The organism is Roseovarius litoreus (assembly GCF_900142765.1).
GTDB classification, from domain to species: domain Bacteria; phylum Pseudomonadota; class Alphaproteobacteria; order Rhodobacterales; family Rhodobacteraceae; genus Roseovarius; species Roseovarius litoreus.
The window spans coordinates 1-21,432 of record NZ_FRCB01000018.1 but is presented as its reverse complement, the minus strand read 5'-3'; the positions used below and the strand labels follow the sequence as shown (position 1 = coordinate 21,432).

Sequence of the window (21,432 nt, the reverse complement as noted above, 5' to 3'; positions counted from 1 at the left end):
GCCCCGAATGACTGGCAGGTGGGCCAGACCGGCAAGGTGGTGGCGCCCGAGCTTTACATCGCCGTCGGCATCTCGGGCGCGATTCAGCACCTCGCGGGCATGAAGGACTCCAAGATCATCGTCGCGATCAACAAGGACGAAGAGGCCCCGATCTTCCAGGTCGCCGATTACGGCCTTGTGGCCGATCTCTTCGCCGCCGTGCCGGAACTGACCGAAAAGCTCTGACATTCGGGCCGGCACGCAAATTTCACTCGCCGGAAACACAACGGGCTCGTGCCCTTAATGGAGAAAGTAGCTATGAAAAAGACTGCGTTATCAGTTGTTGTGACGATGCTTGCAACTGCAGGCGGCACGGCTCAGGCCAATGAGAGTCTTAATGTTTCTGCCTATGGCGGCAGCTGGGGCGATGCGCTTCAGGCGTGTATCTTCACGCCGTTCGAGGAAGCGACGGGCATCGACGTCGTTGTGGAACCAAGCGCATCATCGGTTACCCTGAGCAAACTGCAGGCTGAAGCCTCATCGCCGATTATGGATGTTGCCTGGATGGATGGCGGTGTTTCCGAACTGGCGCGGGATAGCGGAGTGGTGGCACCGATCGATCCCTCACTCGCACCAGGCCTTGCTGGCGTGATTGATCAAGCGAAGTACAAGACCGAGGGCGGCGGCATCTATGCAGTGGGCAATGGCTATTTCGCTGTCGGCATCGTCTATAATTCCGAAGAGATCACGACGCCTCCGACCTCATGGGAGGACTTGTGGAACGCCGAATATGCCGGCCGCGTTATTCTGCCGAGCGCCGTCAACTCGATTGGGGTGCCGATCTTTGCCGCCTTCAATGCGCTGGCAGGCGGAACGCTCGATGATCTCACACCGGGCATCGAAAAGATGAAGACCCTCGAGCCGGCGCTCTTCTTCGATTCCTCGGGCGTCGCCAATAGCGGTTTCCAGACCGGTGAAGGTGTGATCGGAGCACATTATGCGACACAGGCATTCACCATGGCCGATGGCGGGCTGCCCATCGCCTATGCCATTCCGAAGGAAGGGGCGATGGCGTCCGACATTCGCATCCATATCGTGAAGGGGACCAAGAACAGCGAGGCCGCACACAAACTGGTGGATTTCGCTGTGCAACCTGCACAGGCCGGATGCCTTGCTACGAGACTTCAGGTCGGTCCTTCCACCTCTGGTGTAGAGCTGCCGCCTGAGGTCGCTGCGCGTATGCCGTGGGGCGCGGATGGATCGATAGACGATCTCGCGGTAGCAGACTGGACCGCAATAAACGCCTACCGCGATGCGCTTTCCGAAGCCTGGACACGGCTTGCAAGCGGAAACTAAGAAAACTGCACCGGGGGCCGACCGGCCCCCGGTATCTGCTTTTGAAAAGGAACGAGCATGGCGCAGGAACTGATCCGGTTGGAGGGAGTGTCGCGGAAGTTCGGCTCTGTGACCGCGTTGGCCGACGTATCGCTGAGCGTGGAGCGTGGCGAGTTCCTCGCTTTGCTTGGGCCATCGGGGTGCGGCAAGACCACGCTCCTGCGCATGATAGCGGGTTTCCTCGACCCATCGTCCGGCACACTGGCCATTGGCGGAAAACAGATGAATGGCGTGCCTGCGGATCATCGCCCGGTAAACACCGTGTTTCAGAACTATGCTCTCTTTCCGCACATGCATGTCGCTGAAAACATCGCTTTTGGCCTGAAACGCAAACGCCTAGACCGGGCCGAAATCGCGAGCCGCGTCAGTGAAGCTCTCGCGATGGTTGGCATGGAGGAGTTTGCAGCGCGATTGCCCGGAGAGCTGTCCGGCGGACAGCAACAGCGTGTCGCGCTGGCACGCGCCATCGTCAATCGTCCCGATGTTCTTTTGCTGGATGAACCACTTGCGGCGCTCGACCTCAAATTGCGCAAACGGATGCAGATCGAATTGAAGCGTCTGCACGAGAAACTGGGCATGACCTTCATCCTTGTGACCCACGACCAGGAAGAGGCGCTGACGATCGCAGAGCGCATCGTCGTGATGGATCATGGACGGATTGCGCAAGTCGGGTCGGGTCAGGAGATCTATGATCGGCCGGCAACCCGTTTCGTAGCGGATTTCATAGGCGAGGCTAATCTCATGCCCATGGGGCTGGAGTGGTCGAGCGACGGGAGCGGGGCTATTGATCTGCCAGACGGGTTGCGGGCGCAAACCGTCGATGGGTCAACGATTATGATCCGGCCGGAAAGCATCGAACTCGTCGACGAGAAACCGGAGGGCTGGGTCATAGGGCAGGGAAGGCTTCGCCAGACGATCTTTCGTGGTGCCGGATGGCGCCTTTATGTAGACTTGCCGCAAGGGCAGGAAATCGCCATCGATACGAAATCTTCGGATCAGCCCATGATTGCGCCTGGTGACCCCGTGCAATTCGGATGGCCGGCAGAGCGTTGTCGGGTGCTCACGCAATGAGCGGTGTTGCGAGGAGTGAACTGCGATGAGGATCGGATTTTGGGGAGCGATCCTGCTTCTGGCGGCGCCTTTGGCCTTCATGCTGGCCTTTTTCGCCGCGCCGTTTGTTGCCATCGCCTTCAACAGCTTGCAGGATCCTGATGGCGGGTTGAGCATGTCCAACTACGTGCGCCTTGTCACCGACCCCTATTATCTGAAGGCGATGGGAACCACGCTGTCGATCGCTGGGTGGGTGACACTGATCACCCTCCTGCTAGGCTATCCGCTGGCGTATTTCATGGTCTTCAGGGTGCGCAAGCGCTGGCTGAAACGTATTCTCTACATCCTCGTGGTGACGCCGCTGTTCACCAGCAACGTCGTTCGCGCCTTCAGCTGGATCATTCTTCTTGGACGGAATGGCTTTGTAAACGATCTACTGATCTGGCTTCACCTGACCGACAAGCCGTTGCCCCTGTTGTTCAACAAGGTCTCGATCATCATTGGCCTTGCCTACATCATGCTGCCGTTCATGATACTGTCGGTCGCGGCGATCCTGCAGAACCTCGATCATAGACTCAAGGACGCCGCGCGCGACCTTGGAGCAGGGCCTTGGAGCACGTTCTTTCATGTGACCTTGCCATTGAGCCTTCCCGGCATCGTATCCGGCGCCCTCATGGTCTTCACGCTCTGCGTTTCGGCCTATGTCACGCCGAGCATACTCAGCGGCGGTCGAGAGGTCGTTATGTCGATGCTGGTGTTCCAGCAGTATGCGACTGTTTTGAATTTCAGCTTTGGTGCCACCCTCGCCGTGGCATTGCTGATCACGGCATTCCTACTGCTTGCCGTATATCACAGCGCTCGATTTGCCTTTGCGAAGGCCCGCCAGATGCGAGGAAACCATGCTGCATAAAATAATCGGGCGATACGGGCTTGGGCTCTTCAGTTGGCTGGTGGTCCTCTACTTGTTCTTTCCTTTGGCCGTCTTGATCGCCGCTTCGTTTACCGCCTCCGACTTCCTGGCATTTCCGCCATCGAGTTTTTCGCTCAGATGGTACGCGCGTCTTGCCGCGAATTCGCAGTTTATCGATGCTGCTTGGGTCAGCGTGAAACTTGCCGGCCTGGCGACCGCAATCTCGCTTTTTCTGGGTGTTCCTACGGCTCTGGTTCTGTCGCGTAACAGGTTCCCTGGACGGGCGGTACTAAGCGCGCTTTTTATCTCGCCGCTTCTCCTTCCGGCGATCGTGATCGGTGTGGCAATACTCCAATACGCGCATCTGCTGGGTTTTGCCCGGACATTCCTCGCGTTGCTGGTCGGCCATGTAGTGATCATGATTCCCTACGTCATCCGAACCACTATGGCATCGCTAGGCGGGCTGCCGATGAACATCGAGGAAGCGGCGCAGGATCTCGGCGCCAACCGGTTGGAGACTTTCTTCCTCATCACGCTGCCGCAGATAAAGCCCGGCGTGATCGCGGGGGGGCTGTTTGCGTTCATCATGTCCTGGATCAACGTCGAGGTGAGCATTTTCAACTCAACTGCGGCGCTCGTTCCGATCCCCGTGAAGCTGTTCAATTACATTCAGTACAACATCGATCCGCTCGTCGCGGCATTGTCGGCAATTACTGTCTACGTCGCGTTTGGTGTGGTGTTCGCCATCGACGCGCTGATCGGAATAGACAAGGCAACGAACGGACAAGGCTGAATGTGCGGTGATGGCGATGCCGAATCGCAGCACGTCTGCCTCGGCCAGCGTCACCTCGTTGGTCAGCTCGCCCGCACTCTTTTACCGGCCGGCCCGCGGGTGATCGACCCGCGTTGCGGTGTCGAATGAGAGCATTAGCTGCGCACCTTGCAGGGCTGGATGCGCGAGGCGGTCGACGGGTGAAAGCACGGCAAGCGAGGCCTGACGCGCCAAGAAAAAAGACTCCGTTGGTGCTGAATGGTCTGCATTAGTTTCCGCTGGCCAGTGCCGGTAAGAACAAGGTTATTCTCGGAAACGCGATCAGGATGGCTAAGGTCAGAACATCCATCGCTATGAACCAGAATACGCCCTTGAAGATCGTGGTCAGTGGAATCTTTCGATCCAACGCCGAGTAGATCACGAATACATTGAGCCCGATCGGGGGCGTGATGAGGCCTATCTCCAGCATTTTGATGGTGAGAATGCCAAACCATATCAGGTCAACATTCATCTCCTGCAGGGTAGGCAGAAAGATCGGGAGTGTAATCAACATCAAGCCGATCGCATCGATGAACATGCCTAAAACGATGTAAACCACTGCGATCACCAGCAGCATCTGGATCGGTGATGTGATGGTATCCGTGAAGGCAGTCGAAATTGCGTCAGGCACACCGCTGATTGTCAGCATGCGCGAGAACATCAAGCTGCCGACCGCGATAATGAAAATTGATGCCGTGCTTTCAACCGTTTCGCGGATCGAGTTGGTCAGAATCCTCCAGTTCAGATTTCCCCTGATGAAAACGATCAGTAGCGCAAGCGAGGCGCCGAGAGCACCCGCCTCAGTCGGAGAGAATATGCCGAAGAAAATCCCGGTCATGATTGAAAAAATCAGCACCGGAAGCGGCCAAACATCTAGGAGCGCAGAGCCAAACCGCTGGACCGAAAAAGGAATCTCGCTGCGTGGTGCCAATTCGGGGTTCATCCGCGCCCGGAGCCAGATCATACCCATGTAGATCAACGCTGACAGAATACCGGGCAAGATTCCTGCGACGAACAATTGGCCGATCGACTGATTGGCAAAAATGCCGAACAAGATCATTAAAATACTGGGTGGGATAAGCGAGCCCAAAGTGCCGGAGGCGGCGACTACGCCAGTTGCAAGCCCAGGGTGATACCCAGCCTTGAGCATTTCCGGGACGGCAATACGTGACATCGCCGCTCCTGTTGCGAAGGTTGATCCCGAGGCTGCTGCAAACAGGGCGCATGCGCCAACACTCGCGTGGGCAAGCCCTCCATGCACGCGTCCGAGCGCCAGTTTCATGAAATCGAATAGCCCCGAGGTGAGCCCGCCATTAGCTGCCAGATAGCCCATTAGCAGAAACATTGGGATCGCCGACAGCGACCAGTCACCAACAAAATTATAAGGAACAGCGGTGATCATTGCGAGACCAGATTCCGGCCCGATCATGATTGCCAACCCGGCAAGGCTGACCAGTACTAGTGTTACCCCAATGGGCACCCGCAGCACCATCAGGCCCAAGACCACGCCGATGCCACTCCAACCGACGGTCAGATCAGATACCAGCATCGAGTTTCCTCCGTTTGTGCAACGAGAGCACGATTAGGCACAGTGCGGCGAAACCCATCCCGAGCGGCAGCACCGCCTTCGAGGGCCAGATCAACAATCGTGCTTCACCCATTGAGAAGTTGCCGGATTGAAACGACCGCCAAGCATCGATTGCGGTTTGGTAGGCAAAGACTGTGTAGAAGAGAATAGATGCAAGCAAAGCGAGAATGTTGCAGCATCGGCGCATTGGCGAGCCAAACCGTTCATAGAACACGTCTACCGAAACAGTCTTATTGTGCAGCTCCATCAGCGCGAGCGGGAGAAATACGACGATAACCATATAGTAGTGGCCCACCATTTCGACGACGCCGCTCATCTGGTAGATTCCAGTGGAACGCAGTACGACGTCCGTTGTGACGTGAAGCATCATTAAAACGAGGCCCATTCCAGCCAGCCAACTAAAAAGGCCTGCGAACCAACGCAGGGCCATTTCGAAATTTTCCATGAATTCTTCCCTTGTACTAAGTGGGCAGGGCTAGAATAACAGCCCTGCCTTTCGCACATTTCTTAGTTGACGCCATAAGTGGCAGCGTCGATCCGACTGAAAATTTCTTGCTCCACCAGAGTTTGGAAAGCGGCAGCGTTGTTACGATCGATGTCGGTCAACAGATTTTCCCACTTGGCATAGGTCGTCCGGTACTCTTCGATCAGCGGGTCCATATTCTCCACGCCAAATCGTTCTTTGGCGATCTGGCGAAGTCCGCCGTAATCATTGGCGATGAAGCCCTCACGCACATTGAGCAGGCTCTGGTCAGGCGCAACAAATTCAACGCCTTTTTCCCGTGCGATCAGGCTGACTTCTTCCACAGCGTTCGCATAAGCGATTTGAGTAGTGACGAAGGCTTCCATGTTGCTTTGCAGTAGCTGGCCCCGCTCCTCGGCTGTGAGGCCGCTCCAGAAATCGGGATTGTAGGCCCAGGTGAAACCGGCCGAATATACCCCCATCGGGAGTTCGATCACGTAATTGACGACATCCCAAAGACTTGAGCTGCGCAAATGTGTCTTGTCATTACCGGTGCATGCCAGCAACCCGCGTTCCATGTTGGTATAGATTTCCGAGGACGGAACGCTGACTGAAGTCGCGCCCAGTGCCTCCGCAAAAGTGGCCCAGACGCCGCCAGGCATGCGAATCCGCTTGTTCTTGATCTGGTCATGCGTGGTCAGCTTTTCTTTGCACATTAAATAGACAACCGGGCCAGCATTTGCCCCGGCGAAAATGACCCCGTTGTTTGCCCATTCCTCCTGCATAGCTTCGTTGAAGAAGCTCATTTCGGTGATCGTCAAAGCCGCCGCTGCCGCGTCTTCGGCACCGAAGGCAACGTAGGACAGGATGTTGGTGATTGGCAGTTCGCCGGGTGTGTAGGTGCCAGCGTGGTAACCAACATCAACGATGCCGTCTCGGACGCCCTGCATCGAAGCCGCCGGCGGCACCAGAGCCCCGCCGGTGAAGACCTTGAAATCGAATCTGCCGTTGGAACTCTCGCGAAGCTTGTCGGCCCAGTCGATGTAGGCGTGCTTCGACATAATATGTACCGGTTCGAACCAGATGTTGGCCTTGAGCTTTTCTGCCGAAGCCATGCTGCCGGCGGCAGTGAGGCCAATAGCAGCGGTTATAAGCAATTGTTTCATGGTAGTCGTCTCCCTGGTGGTTGGTTTGGTTGGAAAGTAGGCGAGCTCATCCGTCTGGCATATCGCGGCTGCCCACCTCGCAGGCGCGCAATCCGCGATCAAAGCCCGCCAGATCGAACCGGCCGCGCAGACCGATTGCGACAAGTACGGGTTCAGCCGGAAGCAGGTCTGGTTGAGCTGGGCGAAGTGACCAGCGTTGCCCGACGAGTTGGAATATTCCGGTCGTCTGTTTTGCCAATGGCAAGAACCCCTTGGCGCGCAGCAGGCCGTCTGGCGCAATGGCGAGAAAATTCCTGAGACGGTCCGCGTCGATCGGGGCGTCTAGGTGGAGTACCCCAGTGCAGAAAGTCGCTTCGGAAATAGGCGATCCGCTCTGAAACTTCCCAAAGGATGACATTGGAGCGCGCGCGTCCAGCATGAATTCTGCTGGGATATTCGCGTTCTTGACAGGAACGAAATGCGCTGATGTGAACCGCTTTTCTAGTTCGGCCTTTATGTCCCGGAGTCTGTCTTTGCTCAGCAAGTCGGTCTTGTTGAGAAGAACAAGATCCGCTGCTGTGATTTGGCGCTCGACAAGAGCCGATAGGTCTGGATGGGCGGCCTGCGCTAGTATCTGCGGCGCATCCACCAAGGTGATAACCGAATTCAAAGTCAGCCCGTCATTGAACAGGCAGGTATGCGCAACCGAAGCCGGGTCCGCGACGCCGCTTGCTTCGAGAACGATTGCGTCGGGCGGTGTCTTGGAATGAACAAGACTGTCTATGGCCTCGGTCAGCCCACCGGCGATGGAGCAACACACACAGCCGTTCGATAGTTCGATCACGTTCTCGGCACGATGCTTCACTAGGGCCGCATCGATATTGACGGCCCCGAAGTCATTGACCAGCGCAGCGATCCGCAGTCCGTGCTCCCCGCTCAGCAGGTTGTTGAGCAACGTCGTTTTCCCCGCGCCGAGGAAGCCTCCTAGTATGGTAATCGGTATGTGCACAGCGGTAGAGCTGCGGCTGTTCAGCATCTGCGCCGCCTGACCTAACCCGAGTAAGGTGTGCCAGGTCTCTGCCAAATCCTCCAGTGTACCGGCCCGCGGCAGGGTCTTGTCGCGCTCCAACGTCATTGGCCTTGACCCCGCTGTGATTGGAACTTCCGGCCGCCTAGCACGGTGCCCCAGACCTTGACCTGGTCGAGCGTTTCGGGCGCTTCGTATGGATCGCTTTCCAGGATCGCGAAATCGGCCAGCTTGCCCGGTTCGAGGCTGCCGATGTCGTCTTCCATGCGCAGCAGATAGGCAGCGTCGATGGTGATGGCACGAAGCGCGCGATCGAGTTCGATCCTCTCCCCGGGCGCAAGAACCTGGGTTCGGTCGCGGGACATGCGCGTGGTCGCGATCCAAGCGGCAACGAGCGGTCGCATGGGCACCACGACTAGTGCGAAGTCCGAGTGCAATCCGAAGGTCACGCCTTCGCGGGCCATGCTGCCCAAGCGAGCCGTCGTCTCCGCCCGGTCGGGGCCGAGGCCTTGCAGGTTTTGCAACTGTGCCCGGTAGTGAGTCAGGTAATTATTGACGCTCGCCTGTCCGCCAAGGCGCGCCAGTCGGCGAATTTGCTGCGTTGAGGCCACTGGAAAATGCTCGATCGTAAAGCGGTGATCGAAACGGGGTTTGCGCTGTTGCAACTGATCGAGCGCATCCAAAACGGCCTGGACTGCCTCGTCGCCATTGGCGTGCACATGCAACTGCTCGCCCGCTTCCCAGTAAGGAAGAAGCGTTTCGGCCATCTCGTCCCAGATCAGGTCGCCGCGTAGCCCATTTGTTCCGTCTAGGTAGCCGGGAAAGCCGACGCGCAACGACATTGCCTGATATGCGCCGTCGCTCCAGAACTTCACCCCGTTGTAGCGCAATTTTTCGGTGTTTCGGTTCCGCAGCTCGGCCAAAGCCCTCGGTCCGTCTGAACCGAACTTGTCGCGCAGTGCGACCCCCGTGGGAACCAGAACCATGCGGAGGGGAAAGCCAGAGTCGGGGACGGCGGAATGATAGTCTCGACACTCGGCATCGAAATCGTTGAGACCTACACCCAAATCAGCTGTTGTGGTGATCCCCGCGTCGATTGCGCTTGTTGAGAGCGCTCTCAAACCCTCTGCCGCACCGCCGGGACGGGAAAGCTCCTGCTTGAAGGGGTCCATTGCCAGGCGTGTGGCCTCCATTTCGGCAAACACACCGTTCAGTGTTCCATCCGCGTCCCGACCAAGCCCATGCACGTTGAGACCGGGATCAATGTCCAGGAGGTCGAGCATGGCGCTGTTCACGTACAAGAAATGCACGGCGTAGGAGAGCACCCAGACCGGGCGCGTCGTACTGATCGCATCAAGGTCATGGCGATTCAGGTGCCCACCATGCACGGCAGGGTCGAAGCCCCATGCAAAGAGCGGACGATTGGGGTCATCCATCGCTGCATCGACCGCTCGCAGGCGGTCGATGACCTCCTCGCGCGAATTTAGGGCTGGACCGGTTCCCGCTGGGGCCTCGACCGGTCCGACATAGTGCAGAGAGGCCAGATTGCCGGACCAACGCAGGTGCGTATGCGGTTCGACGAGGCCCGGCATGATGACCTTGTTCGCGAAACTGTCGTCGATCTCGTATTCATAGTGCTCCAGCCATGGCGCGATGGATGCCAATGTGCCCACGGAAACGATCCGACCGTCCATTACGGCAACAGCGCTGGCAAATGGTCGGCCGGGGTCCATCGTAATGATACGCTTGGCTGTGTAGACGGATATCTTGCTCATCGTAGAAAACACCTCCCTCTTTCCCTGGATTGCGCACTCCGATTCCGATCCCCTCATCGACTGTCAGCGCGAGGAGTTTGTTGGAGATCTTCGAGCGTATGATTTCAGGTCATGGGGTAGCGTAGATCCCGTTGAAAAATTCGGAAAATGAATCTTTGGCGCAGTGGTGCATGAAGAAAATTCATGGGTCGACACTCTCCGTGCCGCCGGAGCTTCGCTTCGACGAAGCCTGCGGTGGTCACGGAGAGTGCTGCGTTCGCTGCAAAGCAGTGGAGCCAGTAGTTGTCAATCCGCGGGAGGGATCTGTCATCGTAACAGGTGCGAAACGACGTTTGTTCAGGCGGATGCTTGGGCTGGGCTGTCGGTCAGGGCCTTGAAGCTCGGAAGCCCGTGTTGAGAAAACCAGTTCCAGAACAGCTTTATTCCTGGCTTGCTGAGGCTACGCGTTGAGACCGTCATGTAGTAGCTGTCAGATGTTTTGATGGACTGCCGAAAGGGGCGCACGAGTCGGCCGCTTCCGACCATTTCGTCTAGCAGTGGGAATGGCCCAAGCGCGACGCCCTGCCCAGCTGCGGCAGCTTCAATCATCATCCCCGGATCTTCGAAAACCCATCCCGAGGTGGTCGCAAGCTCTGGATGGCCAGCATTCGAGAGCCAATTCGACCATCCAGAGTGATCGATTTCATGAAGGAGTGTTGTTTGCCCCAGGGTCTCGGGTCCGAATTCAGGTGGGAGGCTGGCGGCCAGGCGAGGACTCGTCACAGGGCTGTAATCCATATCGAACATTTTAGCCCCAACGAACCCGTCCGCGATCTTGGTGTCCCAGAGCAGGGCGATGTCAGTGTCCGCAGGTTGTATCGGTGCGCCGCAAATCAAATGCTGAAAACGAAAACGGATGTTCGGATGTTGTCGGGCGAACTCCCCAAGTTGCGGCAGCAGCCACCAGTTGAATATCAATGGCGGACTGCTCAACGTTAGCGTGTCACGCAGCTCACTGTCGGGAAGATCAGTGCTAATCTGTGCGAGGTTGTTGAAAGCGGATTCGCAAGCATTGAACAGGCGGCGCCCCTCGGCAGTCAGCCGGATTGATCCCCGCGCTCTGTAGAACAACGGTACACCGAAATAGGTCTCGAGAGATTTGACCTGGTGACTCACTGCGCTTTGGCTGATCGACAGCTCCTTCGCAGCAAGCGTAAAGCTCATCTGCCTCGCTGCGGCTTCGAACGCGCGAAGTGGGTAGAGGGGAGGTAGGCGGCGGCTGGACACTGTATGAATTCCATTCATGCTGAGCCTGATTATTATGCCTTTTACATCAATTTAGCAACAGCCTTATGGTCCCTGCATAAGTTCAATGCATGCCATATGGAGGGTTGCGGATGCAGGGCTCAGCACGAGTTGTAGTCGTCGGCGGTGGTGTCGTGGGGTGTTCGGTCCTCTATCATCTTGCGAAGAAAGGATGGAGCGACGTCGTTTTGTGCGAACGCACGGAATTGACGGCTGGCTCGACATGGCATGCGGCCGGCAATGTGATCACCTACACGTTGGACGAAACCGTCAGCCGGTTGAACCAATATGGCGCTGATCTCTATGCACAACTTGAAGATGATACCGGAGTCCCTTCGGGTTACCATCAATGTGGCAATCTGCGACTGGCCACGCACCCTGACCGCATGGACGAGTTCAAACGCTATATGGGGCTGGCCCGGCAGACCGGGGTGGAGGCACATCTGGTCTCGCCTGACGAAATCCGAGATCTGTGGCCGTTTATGAACATCGAGGGCGTCTTGGGTGGTCTCTACAATCCCGGTGACGGCCACATTGCTCCGGCCGACCTGACCCAAAGTTTTGCCGCCGGAGCGCGGAAATATGGCGCAAAGATCCACCGCAGTACCGAGGTGACCGGGTTCACCGAAACTCCTACTGGTTGGATCGTGCACACGTCCCGCGGGGACATTGCGTGCGAACATGTGGTCAGCTGCACCGGGAATTACACCAAGCAGACGCTGGGGCTCTTGGGGTTGCCTGCCCACGCTGTATCGCTGCGCCACCAGTTCATCGTCACGGAACCCATCCCCGAATTGATCGAACGCCGCAAAGCGGGACTGCCGGAAATGCCTGTGATGCGTGACCCCGAACAGGTTTTTTATTGTCGCCAGGAGGGCGATGGCCTCGTCATGGGGGCCTATGAGGGTCGCGGCGAGACGTGTTTTGTCGACGGCGTTCCGTCCAGTTTCGGCATGGAGCTCTTCCCCGACCAACTTGACGCCATGCTGCCCTATCTCGAAACGGCCATTGAGCGGATCCCGCTGCTGGAGACCGCTGGTGTCCAAAGTGTTGTAAACGGACCGCAACCCTATACGCCGGACGACCTTCCTTACACTGGCCCGGCTTTTGGCAAACGCAATTTCTGGCTCGGCGAAGGCAACCCGTTCGGCGTGACCTTGTCTGGTGGTATCGGGTGGCAACTGGCGGAATGGATTGTCGAAGGTGCGCCCACAATTGACATGCGGCCCTGCGACAGTCGGCGGTTCGGCGAGTATGCCACGCGGACTTGGTCGGCGCGGAAAACAGAAGAGGCCTATGAACGCACCTATCTTCTGCCAAAACCCGGAGAGGAATTGCCGGCCGCGCGCATCCTCAAGGTCTCGCCGGTTCACGACACGCTTGCGGCGCGCGGCGCGGTGTTCGGTGCAGTCTACGGATGGGAGCGCCCGAACTGGTTTGCCGCCGAGGGAGCGTGCCAGGAAGAAGAGTATTCGTTCTACCGCCCCAGTTTCTTTGAACAGGTTGGCGCCGAGGTCCGTGCGGTGCGGAATGGGCTGGCGGTCTGTGATATCAGTCATGGTGCAAAATTCCGCGTGTCGGGTGCAGGCGCGGACGGTTTTGTCAACCGACTGATCGCCGGTGATCTGCCCAGTGTCGGGGCGCGTGGCATAGGCTATGTCCTGACGTCCCGAGACGGATTTGACGCTATTTTCGACATCGCCCGGCTGAACGAGGACGATCTGATCCTTCAGAGCGACCCGGGATGCGAGGTCATTGACCTCGATCTGTTGCAACAGTCGGCGCCGCCTGACCTACGCATCGAAAACCTGACCGGGCGAGAGGGCGCGTTGCTGCTGTCCGGCCCGGGAGCGGGCGACCTGTTGGCCAGATTGTCGACCGCCGACATTGGTGACAAATCCCCCGAACCGATGGATGAGGCCGCTTGCCCGCCGGGTACGGTCAAGCCCATGATCTGCGGATATGCGCCGATCCGACTGCACCGTACGGACCCTTTCGGGGTGACGGGGTACGAGTTGCACGCGAAGGCAGAGGTCTTGCGCCATGTTCTGCTGCAACTTCTTGAGAATTCCAGCGCTCGGCTCATCGGGGCACGCGCGCTTGAGGTCTTGCGTCTGGAGCAAGGGATGCCGGCGCGCGGGACTGAATTGACTCCGATGAGGACGTTGGTCGAGGCGGGGCTGGAAGCGGGAGAAAGCGACCGCCTGCTGGTGCGATTGGAATTGTTGGACGAAGCGCCAACAGACCCCCTGGGGCACGAGAGCGTCGAAACTTCCGATGGTCTCATCGTTGGTCATACCACAAGTGGGGCGCACGGCCATACTGCAGGGCGTGGACTGGCTTTTGCAATAGTCGATCGCGCCGCGCTGGATGAGGGTGCCGAGCTGAGTATCCGCATTCTGGACATTGCCTATTCCGCGCGGGTCTGCGCGGTGCCCGCGGCCTTGTCCCAATAGATCTAATCCGGAAAACGAAGGAGAGCGAAATGGATTATTCCGTCAAGGAGTATTGGCAGAACTACGTGAACGGTAAATGGGTCGACGGTGGGGACGGCGGCCGGATCACTGTCATGAACCCGGCGACGGCTCAGTCGTTGGCGCAGGTGGCCAAGGCAACGCCGAGCGATATCAATACTGCCGTAGAGGCCGCACGTGCCGTGGTGAAAAGCCGCGCGCTGATCGCGATGAACCCCATCGACCGGGGGCGCATGGTGGTACGCATGGGGCAGCTCTTGCGGGAACGCAAGGAGGAGATTGCCCGGCTGGTATCCATTGACGCCGGGAAACCGATTTCCGAGGCGATGGGCGAGGTTGAAGGCAGCGCCAAGTACTTTGAGTACTACGGAGGAGCAGCCGCCACGATCGAGGGGCGGTATATTCCCCTAGGCGATGGTGTGTCCGACTACGTGGTGCCGGTTCCAATGGGTGTGGTCGCTCACATCATCCCATGGAACTACCCCAATAACATGATTGCGAGGTCGCTGGCCCCGGCTTTGGCGGCGGGCAATGCCAACGTGATCAAGACGCCGGAACTGGATCCGCTCAGCGGGTTCGTTTTCGCCGAATTGGCCGAGGAAGTGGGCTTCCCTCCCGGCGCGGTCAACATCCTTGCGGGCTTGGGGAACGAAGCCGGAGCTGCGCTTGCCGAACATGATGACATCGACCTAATCGTCTTCACTGGTTCGGTGCCAACCGGGCAGTCGATCATGCGGGCCGCAGTTGCCAACGTGGTCCCGACGGTCCTGGAACTGGGCGGAAAGTCTGCGGCGCTGGTGTTCGAGGACGCGAACATCGACAGCGTGGTCGAGAACGTGAAGGCGGGAATCTTCGAGAACTCGGGCCAAGTTTGCGACTCGATGAATCGAATGGTGGTGCAGGACAAGATCTACGAAGACGTGGTCGAGGCAGTAAAGGAGATGGCCGAAAGCCTGTCCATGGGACCAGGCCTGGAAGATTACGACATCACCCCGCTGGTCAGCGAAACGCAACTGGATCGCGTGGCGATGTATGCCGGAGTGGGGGAGCAGCAAGGCGCACGGTTGGTGACCGGTGGCCGAAAGGCCGGGCGCGAAGGCTACTTCCACCAACCTACGATCTTCGCCGACGTGACCGCCGACATGCGCATCAATCAGGAGGAGATCTTCGGCCCGGTCCTTTCGATCCTGAAGGCTTCGGACGCGGCACATGCCGTCGGGTTGGCGAACAGCACAAAATACGGTCTGGCCGCGGGGGTCTTCACTGCCGATATGGACCGCGCCATGTGGTGCTCCGAGCGTCTGGAGGCCGGGCAGATCCATGTCAACGAATGGGGCGTCGGCGGCACCCAAACGCCGTTCGGAGGTTTCAAGCAGTCCGGCATCGGTCGTGAGAAAGGGTACGAGTCTCTGCTCAGTTACTACCAGTCCAAGAACGTGGGCATCGTGTTCAAGAACTGAAGTTCGCGCGGGCCGCGCAGTCATCGCGCGGCCCTGTGAGCCGGGAGGGTCTACAATGATTTATAAAGCCAACGCAGGACAGGATATCTACGGCGCGCCCATTGGCATCCTGGTAATGGATTGCCTGATCCCGTACCCACCGGGAACGCCAGGCAATGCGCAGACCTTTGATCACCCGGTGATCTACGAGGTTGTTCGTGGCGCCGACATGGAAAACCTGGTCTACGATCCCAAGCCAGAGCTGCTGGAGCGCTTTGTCGCGGCCGGAGAACGACTGGTGCAGCAGGGCGCCAGAACAGTAATCGGCAATTGCGGCTTCATGGTGCTGTATCAGCGCGAAATGGCAGCGGCTTTGCCCGTGCCGGTGTTCATGTCAGGGCTCCTTCAACTACCGTTGATACGGCAGGGTCTGCAACCTGATCAGTCCATCGGCGTCATCACCGCGTCGGGCCGGACGTTGTCGCGGCGACACATGGAGATCGCCTGCTGGGGCGGACAGGTCCCGGTTAATGTTCGCGGCCTGGAGGATAGGCCTGCCTTTAAAGCCGCGGTTCACGACCAGGTGGGGTGGCTCGATTTTCCGGCCGTCGAGGCAGAGGTGGTGGAAACGGCGCGATCCATCCAAGCCGATCACCCTGAGACTGGTGCGATCCTTCTCGAATGCACGGATCTTCCGCCCTATGCCGAGGCAGTTCAGCGCGCCACGGGCCTGCCGGTCTATGACATCACTTCGATGATCGGCTGGGCTTTTGCCGGGGCGGACCGAAAACACTTTTCACACAAGGGGTATGAACCATGAAACCTATAACAGTTGCCGAGAATGCGCGTGCGATCGGGCCATATTCGGCTGCCGCAAAAGCGAACGGCTTCTTGTTTACCGCTGGGCAGATGCCGGTTGGTCGCGACGGCAAGATTGTCCCGGGCGGTGTTGAGGCGCAGACGCGCCAGATCTTCGAAAATGTCCGCAACATATTGGCGACACAGAGGATTGATTTGTCCGCTGTTGTCAAGACGACCGTCTTTGTCGCGGATTTGGAAGAGTACGCCGCGATCAACGCGATCTACGCCGAGGAGATGGGCGCACACAAACCGGCGCGCAGCACGGTCCAGGTTGCGCGGCTTCCTATGGATGCGCGCGTGGAAATCGAATTCGTCGCACAGTGCGGCTGAGGAGAACGAGATATGGATGACAGACTTTTCGAAACAGGGCTAGAGCAGCGCCGGGCAACGTTGGGGCGTGAATATGTAGATGCCAACCTGGCGGCTGCCGACGATTTCACCCGCCCGTTCCAAGAGGCGATGACAGCCTGGTGTTGGGGCTTCGGCTGGGGCGACGACACCATCGCCCCCAAGACCCGAAGCATGATGAATCTCGCCATGATCGGCGCGTTGGGCAAGATGCACGAATGGGAGACCCACTGCAAAGGCGCGCTGAATAACGGCGTCAGCAAGGAGGAAATCCGCGCAATTGTCCACGTGATCGGAATCTATTGTGGCGTACCGCAGGCGTTGGAATGCTTCCGCGTTGCACGAAAAGTGCTGGCCGAGGCGGGAGACCTATAAGACATGTCATTGTCCAACAGTTCGCCTGTCCACCATCCCGACTGGGTGGCAGAAGTCCATGCCACGCAGTACCTACAAAGCTGGTCAAAGCAGGGGGGACGACCTCGTGTGATAACCGGGGCTGAAGGATCCTGGTTTTGGGATAGCAACGGAAAACGTTACCTCGATTTCCAGAGCCAGTTGGTGAACGCCAACATGGGCCACCAGCACCCTCGGATCGTTGAGGCGATCAAGGAACAGGCCGACCGGCTTTGCTATATTGGCCCCGCCATGGGCTGCGACGTGCGGAGCGAGCTCGCTGCGTTAGTCGCCGAGATCACGCCCACGAACCTGACCTCGACTTTCTTTACTACCGGAGGCGCCGCGGCGAATGAGACAGCCGTCCGTTTGGCACGGCACTACACTGGCCGGAGCAAGATCGTGGCACGTTACCGCTCGTATCATGGCGCCACGGGGGGGACCCTTAGCCTGACAGGGGATCCGCGTCATCACTTGACGCGGGCGGACATGCCGGGGGTTGTGCGCATGCTCGATCCCTATTGTTATCGCTGTCCGGCCGGCCACGAAGATGTCAAGACGTGCCCGATCTGTCGAGGTGGACCGCATCTGGAGGAAATCCTGATGTATGAGGATCCCAACACCGTGGCCGCAGTGATCCTTGAGCCGGTCGTGGGCACCAATGGGATCATCGTGCCGCCCGACGGATACCTCGAGTCGATTAAGGCGACCTGCGAGAAATACGGCATCCTGTTGATCGCCGATGAGGTCATGGCGGGATACGGGCGGACCGGGAAATGGTTCGCGGTCGATCACTGGGATGTTCAACCCGACATCCTGACGTCGGCGAAGGGAATCAACTCTGGCTACGTTCCGCTTGGAACGATGAGCGTGTCCGCCGAGATCGCGAATTGGCTGAAGGACAACGCGCTACCGGGCGGATTGACCTATGCGGGACATCCGCTGGCCTGCGCGAGCGGCGTCGCCGCGATCCGTGCAATGGATGATGAGGGCGCGCTTGAGAACGCGACACGTCTTGGCGAGATCATGCGCGAGGAACTGCGCGCTATGATGCAGCGGCACCCCAGCCTTGGCGATGTACGTGGATTGGGCATGTTCAACGGCATTGAGTTGGTAAGAAATCAGGAAACCCGTGAACCGCTCGTGCCGTTCGGAGCAAAGGGCGACGCGGCTGCGCCAATGCCCGCGATCATGAAGGCGGCGATGGAGAAGGGCCTCTATCTTTCCTTTTACAACAATATCGTCCGCCTGACCCCGCCACTCAACATTTCGGAACACGATATGCGTCACGGTTTGTCCATCCTCGACGAGGTGTTGGACATCGCTGACAGCGAGACGCGCTAAGGCGCGTTTTGCGGGAATACCAAGGAGGAGACCCAAATGAGATTGTTAAAATGTATGGTCGGCGTGGCGGTGGCAGCCACGTTGACACTACCGGCGAGCGCACAAAGCGTGCGTTGGGACATGGCCAATGAATACAGCGACAAGACCCCCCATGCAGACGGCGATCGTATGTTCGAGCGCTTGGTCGAGGAACGCTCGGGAGGTGAAATCGACATCACGTTGCATTTCGGAGCATCGCTCGGTTTCCGCTCCAAGGATCAGTTAGATGCGGTGGCAGAAGGAGCCGTGCCATTGGCTAATACGTTGGCGGGGCCGCTGGCCGGTGTGCATCCGATCTTCCAACTGTCGGGCTTGCCTTTTATCGCACAGACTTTTGATGAAGCGAGGGCGCTGCACGAGGCAGGCCGGGCCACATACGAAAATGTGCTGGCCGATCACAACCAAACACTTCTGTGGGCCTCACCCTGGTCTTCGACCGCGATCTGGTCCAATGGTGCGCTGCAATCCATGTCCGACCTGAAGGGCGTCAAAGTTCGTACCTATGATGAACTGGGCACCATCGCCTTGAACGAAATGGGTATGCTCGCGGTGCAATTGTCCTGGGCAGACGTCGTTCCCCAGCTGTCCACTGGCGCACTCGATGCGGTTTTGACGTCGATCGAAGCGGGAAATGGTGCGCAGTTTCACGAACTGCTCAGTCACTACAACGCGATCAATTTCGGTGCACCTGTCAGTATCGTAACGGTCAACAATGATGCGCTGGCCGGGTTGAGCGAGCAGCAGCGTCAAATCGTTTTCGAAGCGGCGGCCGAGGTGGAGGATTACCTTTGGAGCATCGTTGATGAGCGCTCGGCCGCCAACGTTCAGGTCGCTCGGGATAATGGCGTGGTCGTGATCGAGGATTTCCCCGAGGACATGCAGGCGGCCATGCGCGCTGCGGGCGAGGTCGCCACGAATTCCTGGCTCTCTAGGATGGGCGAGAATGGCGCGAAAATCCTCGCAGCCTATCGCGCCCAAACCGGCGGATGAGACGACCGATGGCCACTCTACCTTACGGATCGTGGCGAACAGTATTGGAACGGGGCGTTTTGCGCCCCGTTGCATTCTTGTCTCAGGTCGGGGCCGTCATCGCAGGGATGATCATGTTGGGAATGATCGGCCACATCTTATACGAAATCGTGCTCCGGGGCTTCTTTGGCCGGTCAACGTATGTCCTGGACGAATTCGTGGGTTACGGTGTTGCGGCGATGACCTTCTTGGCTTTGGCCCATGCGCTTAACCGGAACACACACATCCGCGTTGCCGTCCTGCGCGATGTCGTCGGCCCACGCTTCTTGCAGTTGCTAGAGACGTTGTCGATCTTGTTGGCCTTGGGCGCTATGTCCACGACTTTTCACTATATCGCAAAGAGCGTCATGCGGAACCTGGAGCGCGGCACGACCAGCGCTACGGTCGCGCGCGTGCCCTTGTGGGTTCCCGAGGGGCTGGTTTTGCTCGGGATCGGCATGCTGCTGCTCGGGTTGATTGCCCGCCTTGTGGAAACCTGGCTGGCGAAGGAGGGCTGACGTATGGATGCCATCACGATCGGGCTCTCGCTAATGGGAATGCTGGCTTTCTTGCTCGTATCCGGCACTTGGATTTTCGTGAGCTTGCTCCTGATTGCCGGGCTCGGGCTATCAATTTTCCTAGGCTATCCCATGGACCGTATCGGCAGTATCGGCACACGCGTGATCCTGACGTCGGCGCAAAAATGGGAGCTCGCCGCCATCCCGCTCTTCGTCTTCATGGGCGAATTGATTTATCGTTCGGACATTTCCGACCGTATGTTTCGCGGGCTTCTTCCAGTCGTTGGGCGTTTTCCCGGAAGCTTGCTGCATACGAATGTTCTTGGGTCAATCGTATTCGGAGCAGTCAGTGGCTCGAGTTCTGCAACCACGGCTATGGTCGGAAAAATCACATTGCCGAACCTTGAGGAGCGCGGCTTCGATCGTAAGACGGCATTGGGAGCGCTTGCCGCTTCGGGAGGCCTCGGGCTGCTTATCCCGCCATCAATCATGCTCATTGTCTATGGCGTAATGGTGGAGCAGTCGATTATCCGGCTCTTTGCGGCGGGAGTTGTGCCGGGATTACTCATCGGTGCTCTGTTTTCGCTCTATATCGCGTTGCGGCACGGGGCGCGCGCGAAGCGGGCGGCAGGTGGTTCAGCAATCGAGTTGGATCGGGATCAACTCTCGTTTGGAAACCTATGGCAGCTTGGGCCAATTGCCATCCTGTTCACGATCGTACTTGGGGCAATTTATTCCGGGATCGCCACCCCGTCCGAAAGCGCTGCCATCGGTGTCCTGGCCACGGCAATTGTTCTGGTTGCGCTTCGCCAATTCAACTTGCGCAAAAGCTACGACGCGATAATCGCGACAGTGCTGACGTCTTCGATGATCTGCATCATACTAATTGTCGCGAGTTTCCTGAGTTCCGCAATGGGATTCTTGCATCTTCCCCAGATTATGGCTGAGAGCGCGGGCGGCTTGATCGAGCGCCCTTATGTGCTGATTGCAATTCTGGCGTTGTTCTACCTGTTGATGGGTTGTTTTCTGGACGGTATCTCGATCGCAGTCATGACCCTGCCGATCGTGTTTCCGATGATTTCTCAGGCGGGTTTTGATCCGATCTGGTTTGGTGTGTTTCTTGTCATCACGGTAGAAGCCGGACTGATCACGCCACCACTCGGTTTTAATCTATTTATAGTCTCAGGTATGTCGGGTGAACCCATTGGTAAAGTCGCGCGTGCAGCGCTGCCGTTCTTTTTTCTGATGCTGCTCTTCATGATCCTGCTGATTTGCATGCCAGGAATAGCTCTGTGGTTGCCTGACGTGATGCAACGTTAATTCTAACCTTAACCTCCAACTAAGCAAGGAGACCATGCCAATGAAGGTGCTTGTGCCCGTCAAACGCGTGATCGACTACAACGTCAAGGTCCGCGTCAAGGCGGACGGCAGCGGTGTCGATCTTGCCAACGTGAAAATGTCGATGAACCCGTTCGACGAGATCGCTGTGGAAGAGGCCATCCGCCTGAAAGAGGCCGGCAAGGCCGATGAGGTGATCGCGGTGTCGATCGGCGTGAAGCAGGCGCAGGAAACCCTGCGCAC

21 protein-coding genes are annotated in these 21,432 nt (G+C 58.1%); 15 read left to right on the top strand and 6 right to left on the bottom strand.

Annotated features, from left to right (window positions below):
- The 5 genes from F3H35_RS18460 to F3H35_RS18440 all read left to right on the top strand — a co-directional run.
- Positions 1–225, top strand: a 225-nt coding sequence (locus tag F3H35_RS18460) for an electron transfer flavoprotein subunit alpha/FixB family protein (protein ID WP_223228484.1), incomplete at its 5' end; no start/stop codon positions are given.
- A 72-nt stretch (positions 226–297) separates the two neighbouring features.
- Complete coding sequence (locus F3H35_RS18455) at positions 298–1,335, top strand: ABC transporter substrate-binding protein (RefSeq protein ID WP_188130040.1); 1,038 nt, start codon at positions 298–300, stop codon at positions 1,333–1,335.
- 57 nt (positions 1,336–1,392) lie between these two features.
- Entirely contained in the window at positions 1,393–2,445 is a 1,053-nt protein-coding gene (locus tag F3H35_RS18450) for an ABC transporter ATP-binding protein (RefSeq protein WP_149781003.1), read from the top strand.
- Between the two features lie 25 nt (positions 2,446–2,470).
- Positions 2,471–3,334 carry an ABC transporter permease gene (locus F3H35_RS18445; RefSeq protein WP_149781002.1) on the top strand — a complete coding sequence of 288 codons (864 nt, stop codon included), beginning with the start codon at positions 2,471–2,473 and terminating at the stop codon, positions 3,332–3,334.
- Positions 3,324–4,127 carry an ABC transporter permease gene (locus F3H35_RS18440; protein ID WP_149781001.1) on the top strand — a complete coding sequence of 268 codons (804 nt, stop codon included), beginning with the start codon at positions 3,324–3,326 and terminating at the stop codon, positions 4,125–4,127. Before F3H35_RS18445 ends, F3H35_RS18440 begins: the two co-directional genes overlap by 11 nt.
- Before the next feature lie 247 nt (positions 4,128–4,374).
- On the opposite strand, the gene F3H35_RS18435 is transcribed toward F3H35_RS18440, so the two are convergent.
- From F3H35_RS18435 to F3H35_RS18410, 6 genes are all read right to left on the bottom strand, one after another.
- Positions 4,375–5,694: a TRAP transporter large permease gene (locus F3H35_RS18435; RefSeq protein ID WP_149781000.1), complete on the bottom strand. Its 1,320-nt coding sequence runs from the start codon at positions 5,692–5,694 to the stop codon at positions 4,375–4,377.
- Complete coding sequence (locus F3H35_RS18430) at positions 5,681–6,178, bottom strand: TRAP transporter small permease subunit (RefSeq protein WP_149780999.1); 498 nt, start codon at positions 6,176–6,178, stop codon at positions 5,681–5,683. Before F3H35_RS18430 ends, F3H35_RS18435 begins: the two co-directional genes overlap by 14 nt.
- A 62-nt stretch (positions 6,179–6,240) precedes the next feature.
- Positions 6,241–7,362, bottom strand: a complete 1,122-nt coding sequence (locus F3H35_RS18425) for a C4-dicarboxylate TRAP transporter substrate-binding protein (protein WP_149780998.1) — start codon at positions 7,360–7,362, stop codon at positions 6,241–6,243.
- Between the two features lie 46 nt (positions 7,363–7,408).
- Complete coding sequence (locus F3H35_RS18420) at positions 7,409–8,476, bottom strand: CobW family GTP-binding protein (protein WP_149780997.1); 1,068 nt, start codon at positions 8,474–8,476, stop codon at positions 7,409–7,411.
- Positions 8,473–10,143 carry an amidohydrolase gene (locus F3H35_RS18415; protein ID WP_149780996.1) on the bottom strand — a complete coding sequence of 557 codons (1,671 nt, stop codon included), beginning with the start codon at positions 10,141–10,143 and terminating at the stop codon, positions 8,473–8,475. The genes F3H35_RS18420 and F3H35_RS18415 overlap by 4 nt, the downstream gene beginning before the upstream one ends.
- 336 nt (positions 10,144–10,479) lie before the next feature.
- Positions 10,480–11,427: a LysR substrate-binding domain-containing protein gene (locus tag F3H35_RS18410; protein WP_149780995.1), complete on the bottom strand. Its 948-nt coding sequence runs from the start codon at positions 11,425–11,427 to the stop codon at positions 10,480–10,482.
- 92 nt (positions 11,428–11,519) lie between these two features.
- Between F3H35_RS18410 and F3H35_RS18405 the strand changes: the two genes are divergently transcribed.
- The 10 genes from F3H35_RS18405 to F3H35_RS18360 all read left to right on the top strand — a co-directional run.
- Positions 11,520–13,883, top strand: a complete 2,364-nt coding sequence (locus tag F3H35_RS18405) for a GcvT family protein (protein ID WP_188130038.1) — start codon at positions 11,520–11,522, stop codon at positions 13,881–13,883.
- Between the two features lie 29 nt (positions 13,884–13,912).
- Positions 13,913–15,361: an aldehyde dehydrogenase family protein gene (locus tag F3H35_RS18400; protein ID WP_149780993.1), complete on the top strand. Its 1,449-nt coding sequence runs from the start codon at positions 13,913–13,915 to the stop codon at positions 15,359–15,361.
- A gap of 55 nt (positions 15,362–15,416) precedes the next feature.
- Entirely contained in the window at positions 15,417–16,160 is a 744-nt protein-coding gene (locus tag F3H35_RS18395; protein WP_149780992.1) for an aspartate/glutamate racemase family protein, read from the top strand.
- The gene (locus tag F3H35_RS18390; RefSeq protein WP_149780991.1) at positions 16,157–16,531 is read left to right on the top strand and encodes a Rid family detoxifying hydrolase; all 375 of its coding nucleotides are present in this window, start codon (positions 16,157–16,159) and stop codon (positions 16,529–16,531) included. The genes F3H35_RS18395 and F3H35_RS18390 overlap by 4 nt, the downstream gene beginning before the upstream one ends.
- A 12-nt stretch (positions 16,532–16,543) precedes the next feature.
- Positions 16,544–16,924: a carboxymuconolactone decarboxylase family protein gene (locus tag F3H35_RS18385; RefSeq protein WP_149780990.1), complete on the top strand. Its 381-nt coding sequence runs from the start codon at positions 16,544–16,546 to the stop codon at positions 16,922–16,924.
- Positions 16,925–16,927: 3 nt separating this feature from the next.
- Positions 16,928–18,286: an aminotransferase class III-fold pyridoxal phosphate-dependent enzyme gene (locus F3H35_RS18380; protein ID WP_149780989.1), complete on the top strand. Its 1,359-nt coding sequence runs from the start codon at positions 16,928–16,930 to the stop codon at positions 18,284–18,286.
- 36 nt (positions 18,287–18,322) lie between these two features.
- The gene (locus F3H35_RS18375) at positions 18,323–19,315 is read left to right on the top strand and encodes a TRAP transporter substrate-binding protein (RefSeq protein ID WP_149780988.1); all 993 of its coding nucleotides are present in this window, start codon (positions 18,323–18,325) and stop codon (positions 19,313–19,315) included.
- A 113-nt stretch (positions 19,316–19,428) separates the two neighbouring features.
- Entirely contained in the window at positions 19,429–19,851 is a 423-nt protein-coding gene (locus tag F3H35_RS18370) for a TRAP transporter small permease subunit (RefSeq protein WP_188130037.1), read from the top strand.
- Between the two features lie 3 nt (positions 19,852–19,854).
- The gene (locus F3H35_RS18365; protein ID WP_149780986.1) at positions 19,855–21,171 is read left to right on the top strand and encodes a TRAP transporter large permease; all 1,317 of its coding nucleotides are present in this window, start codon (positions 19,855–19,857) and stop codon (positions 21,169–21,171) included.
- A gap of 40 nt (positions 21,172–21,211) precedes the next feature.
- On the top strand, positions 21,212–21,432 hold a 221-nt coding region (locus F3H35_RS18360; protein ID WP_394852322.1), incomplete at its 3' end, for an electron transfer flavoprotein subunit beta/FixA family protein.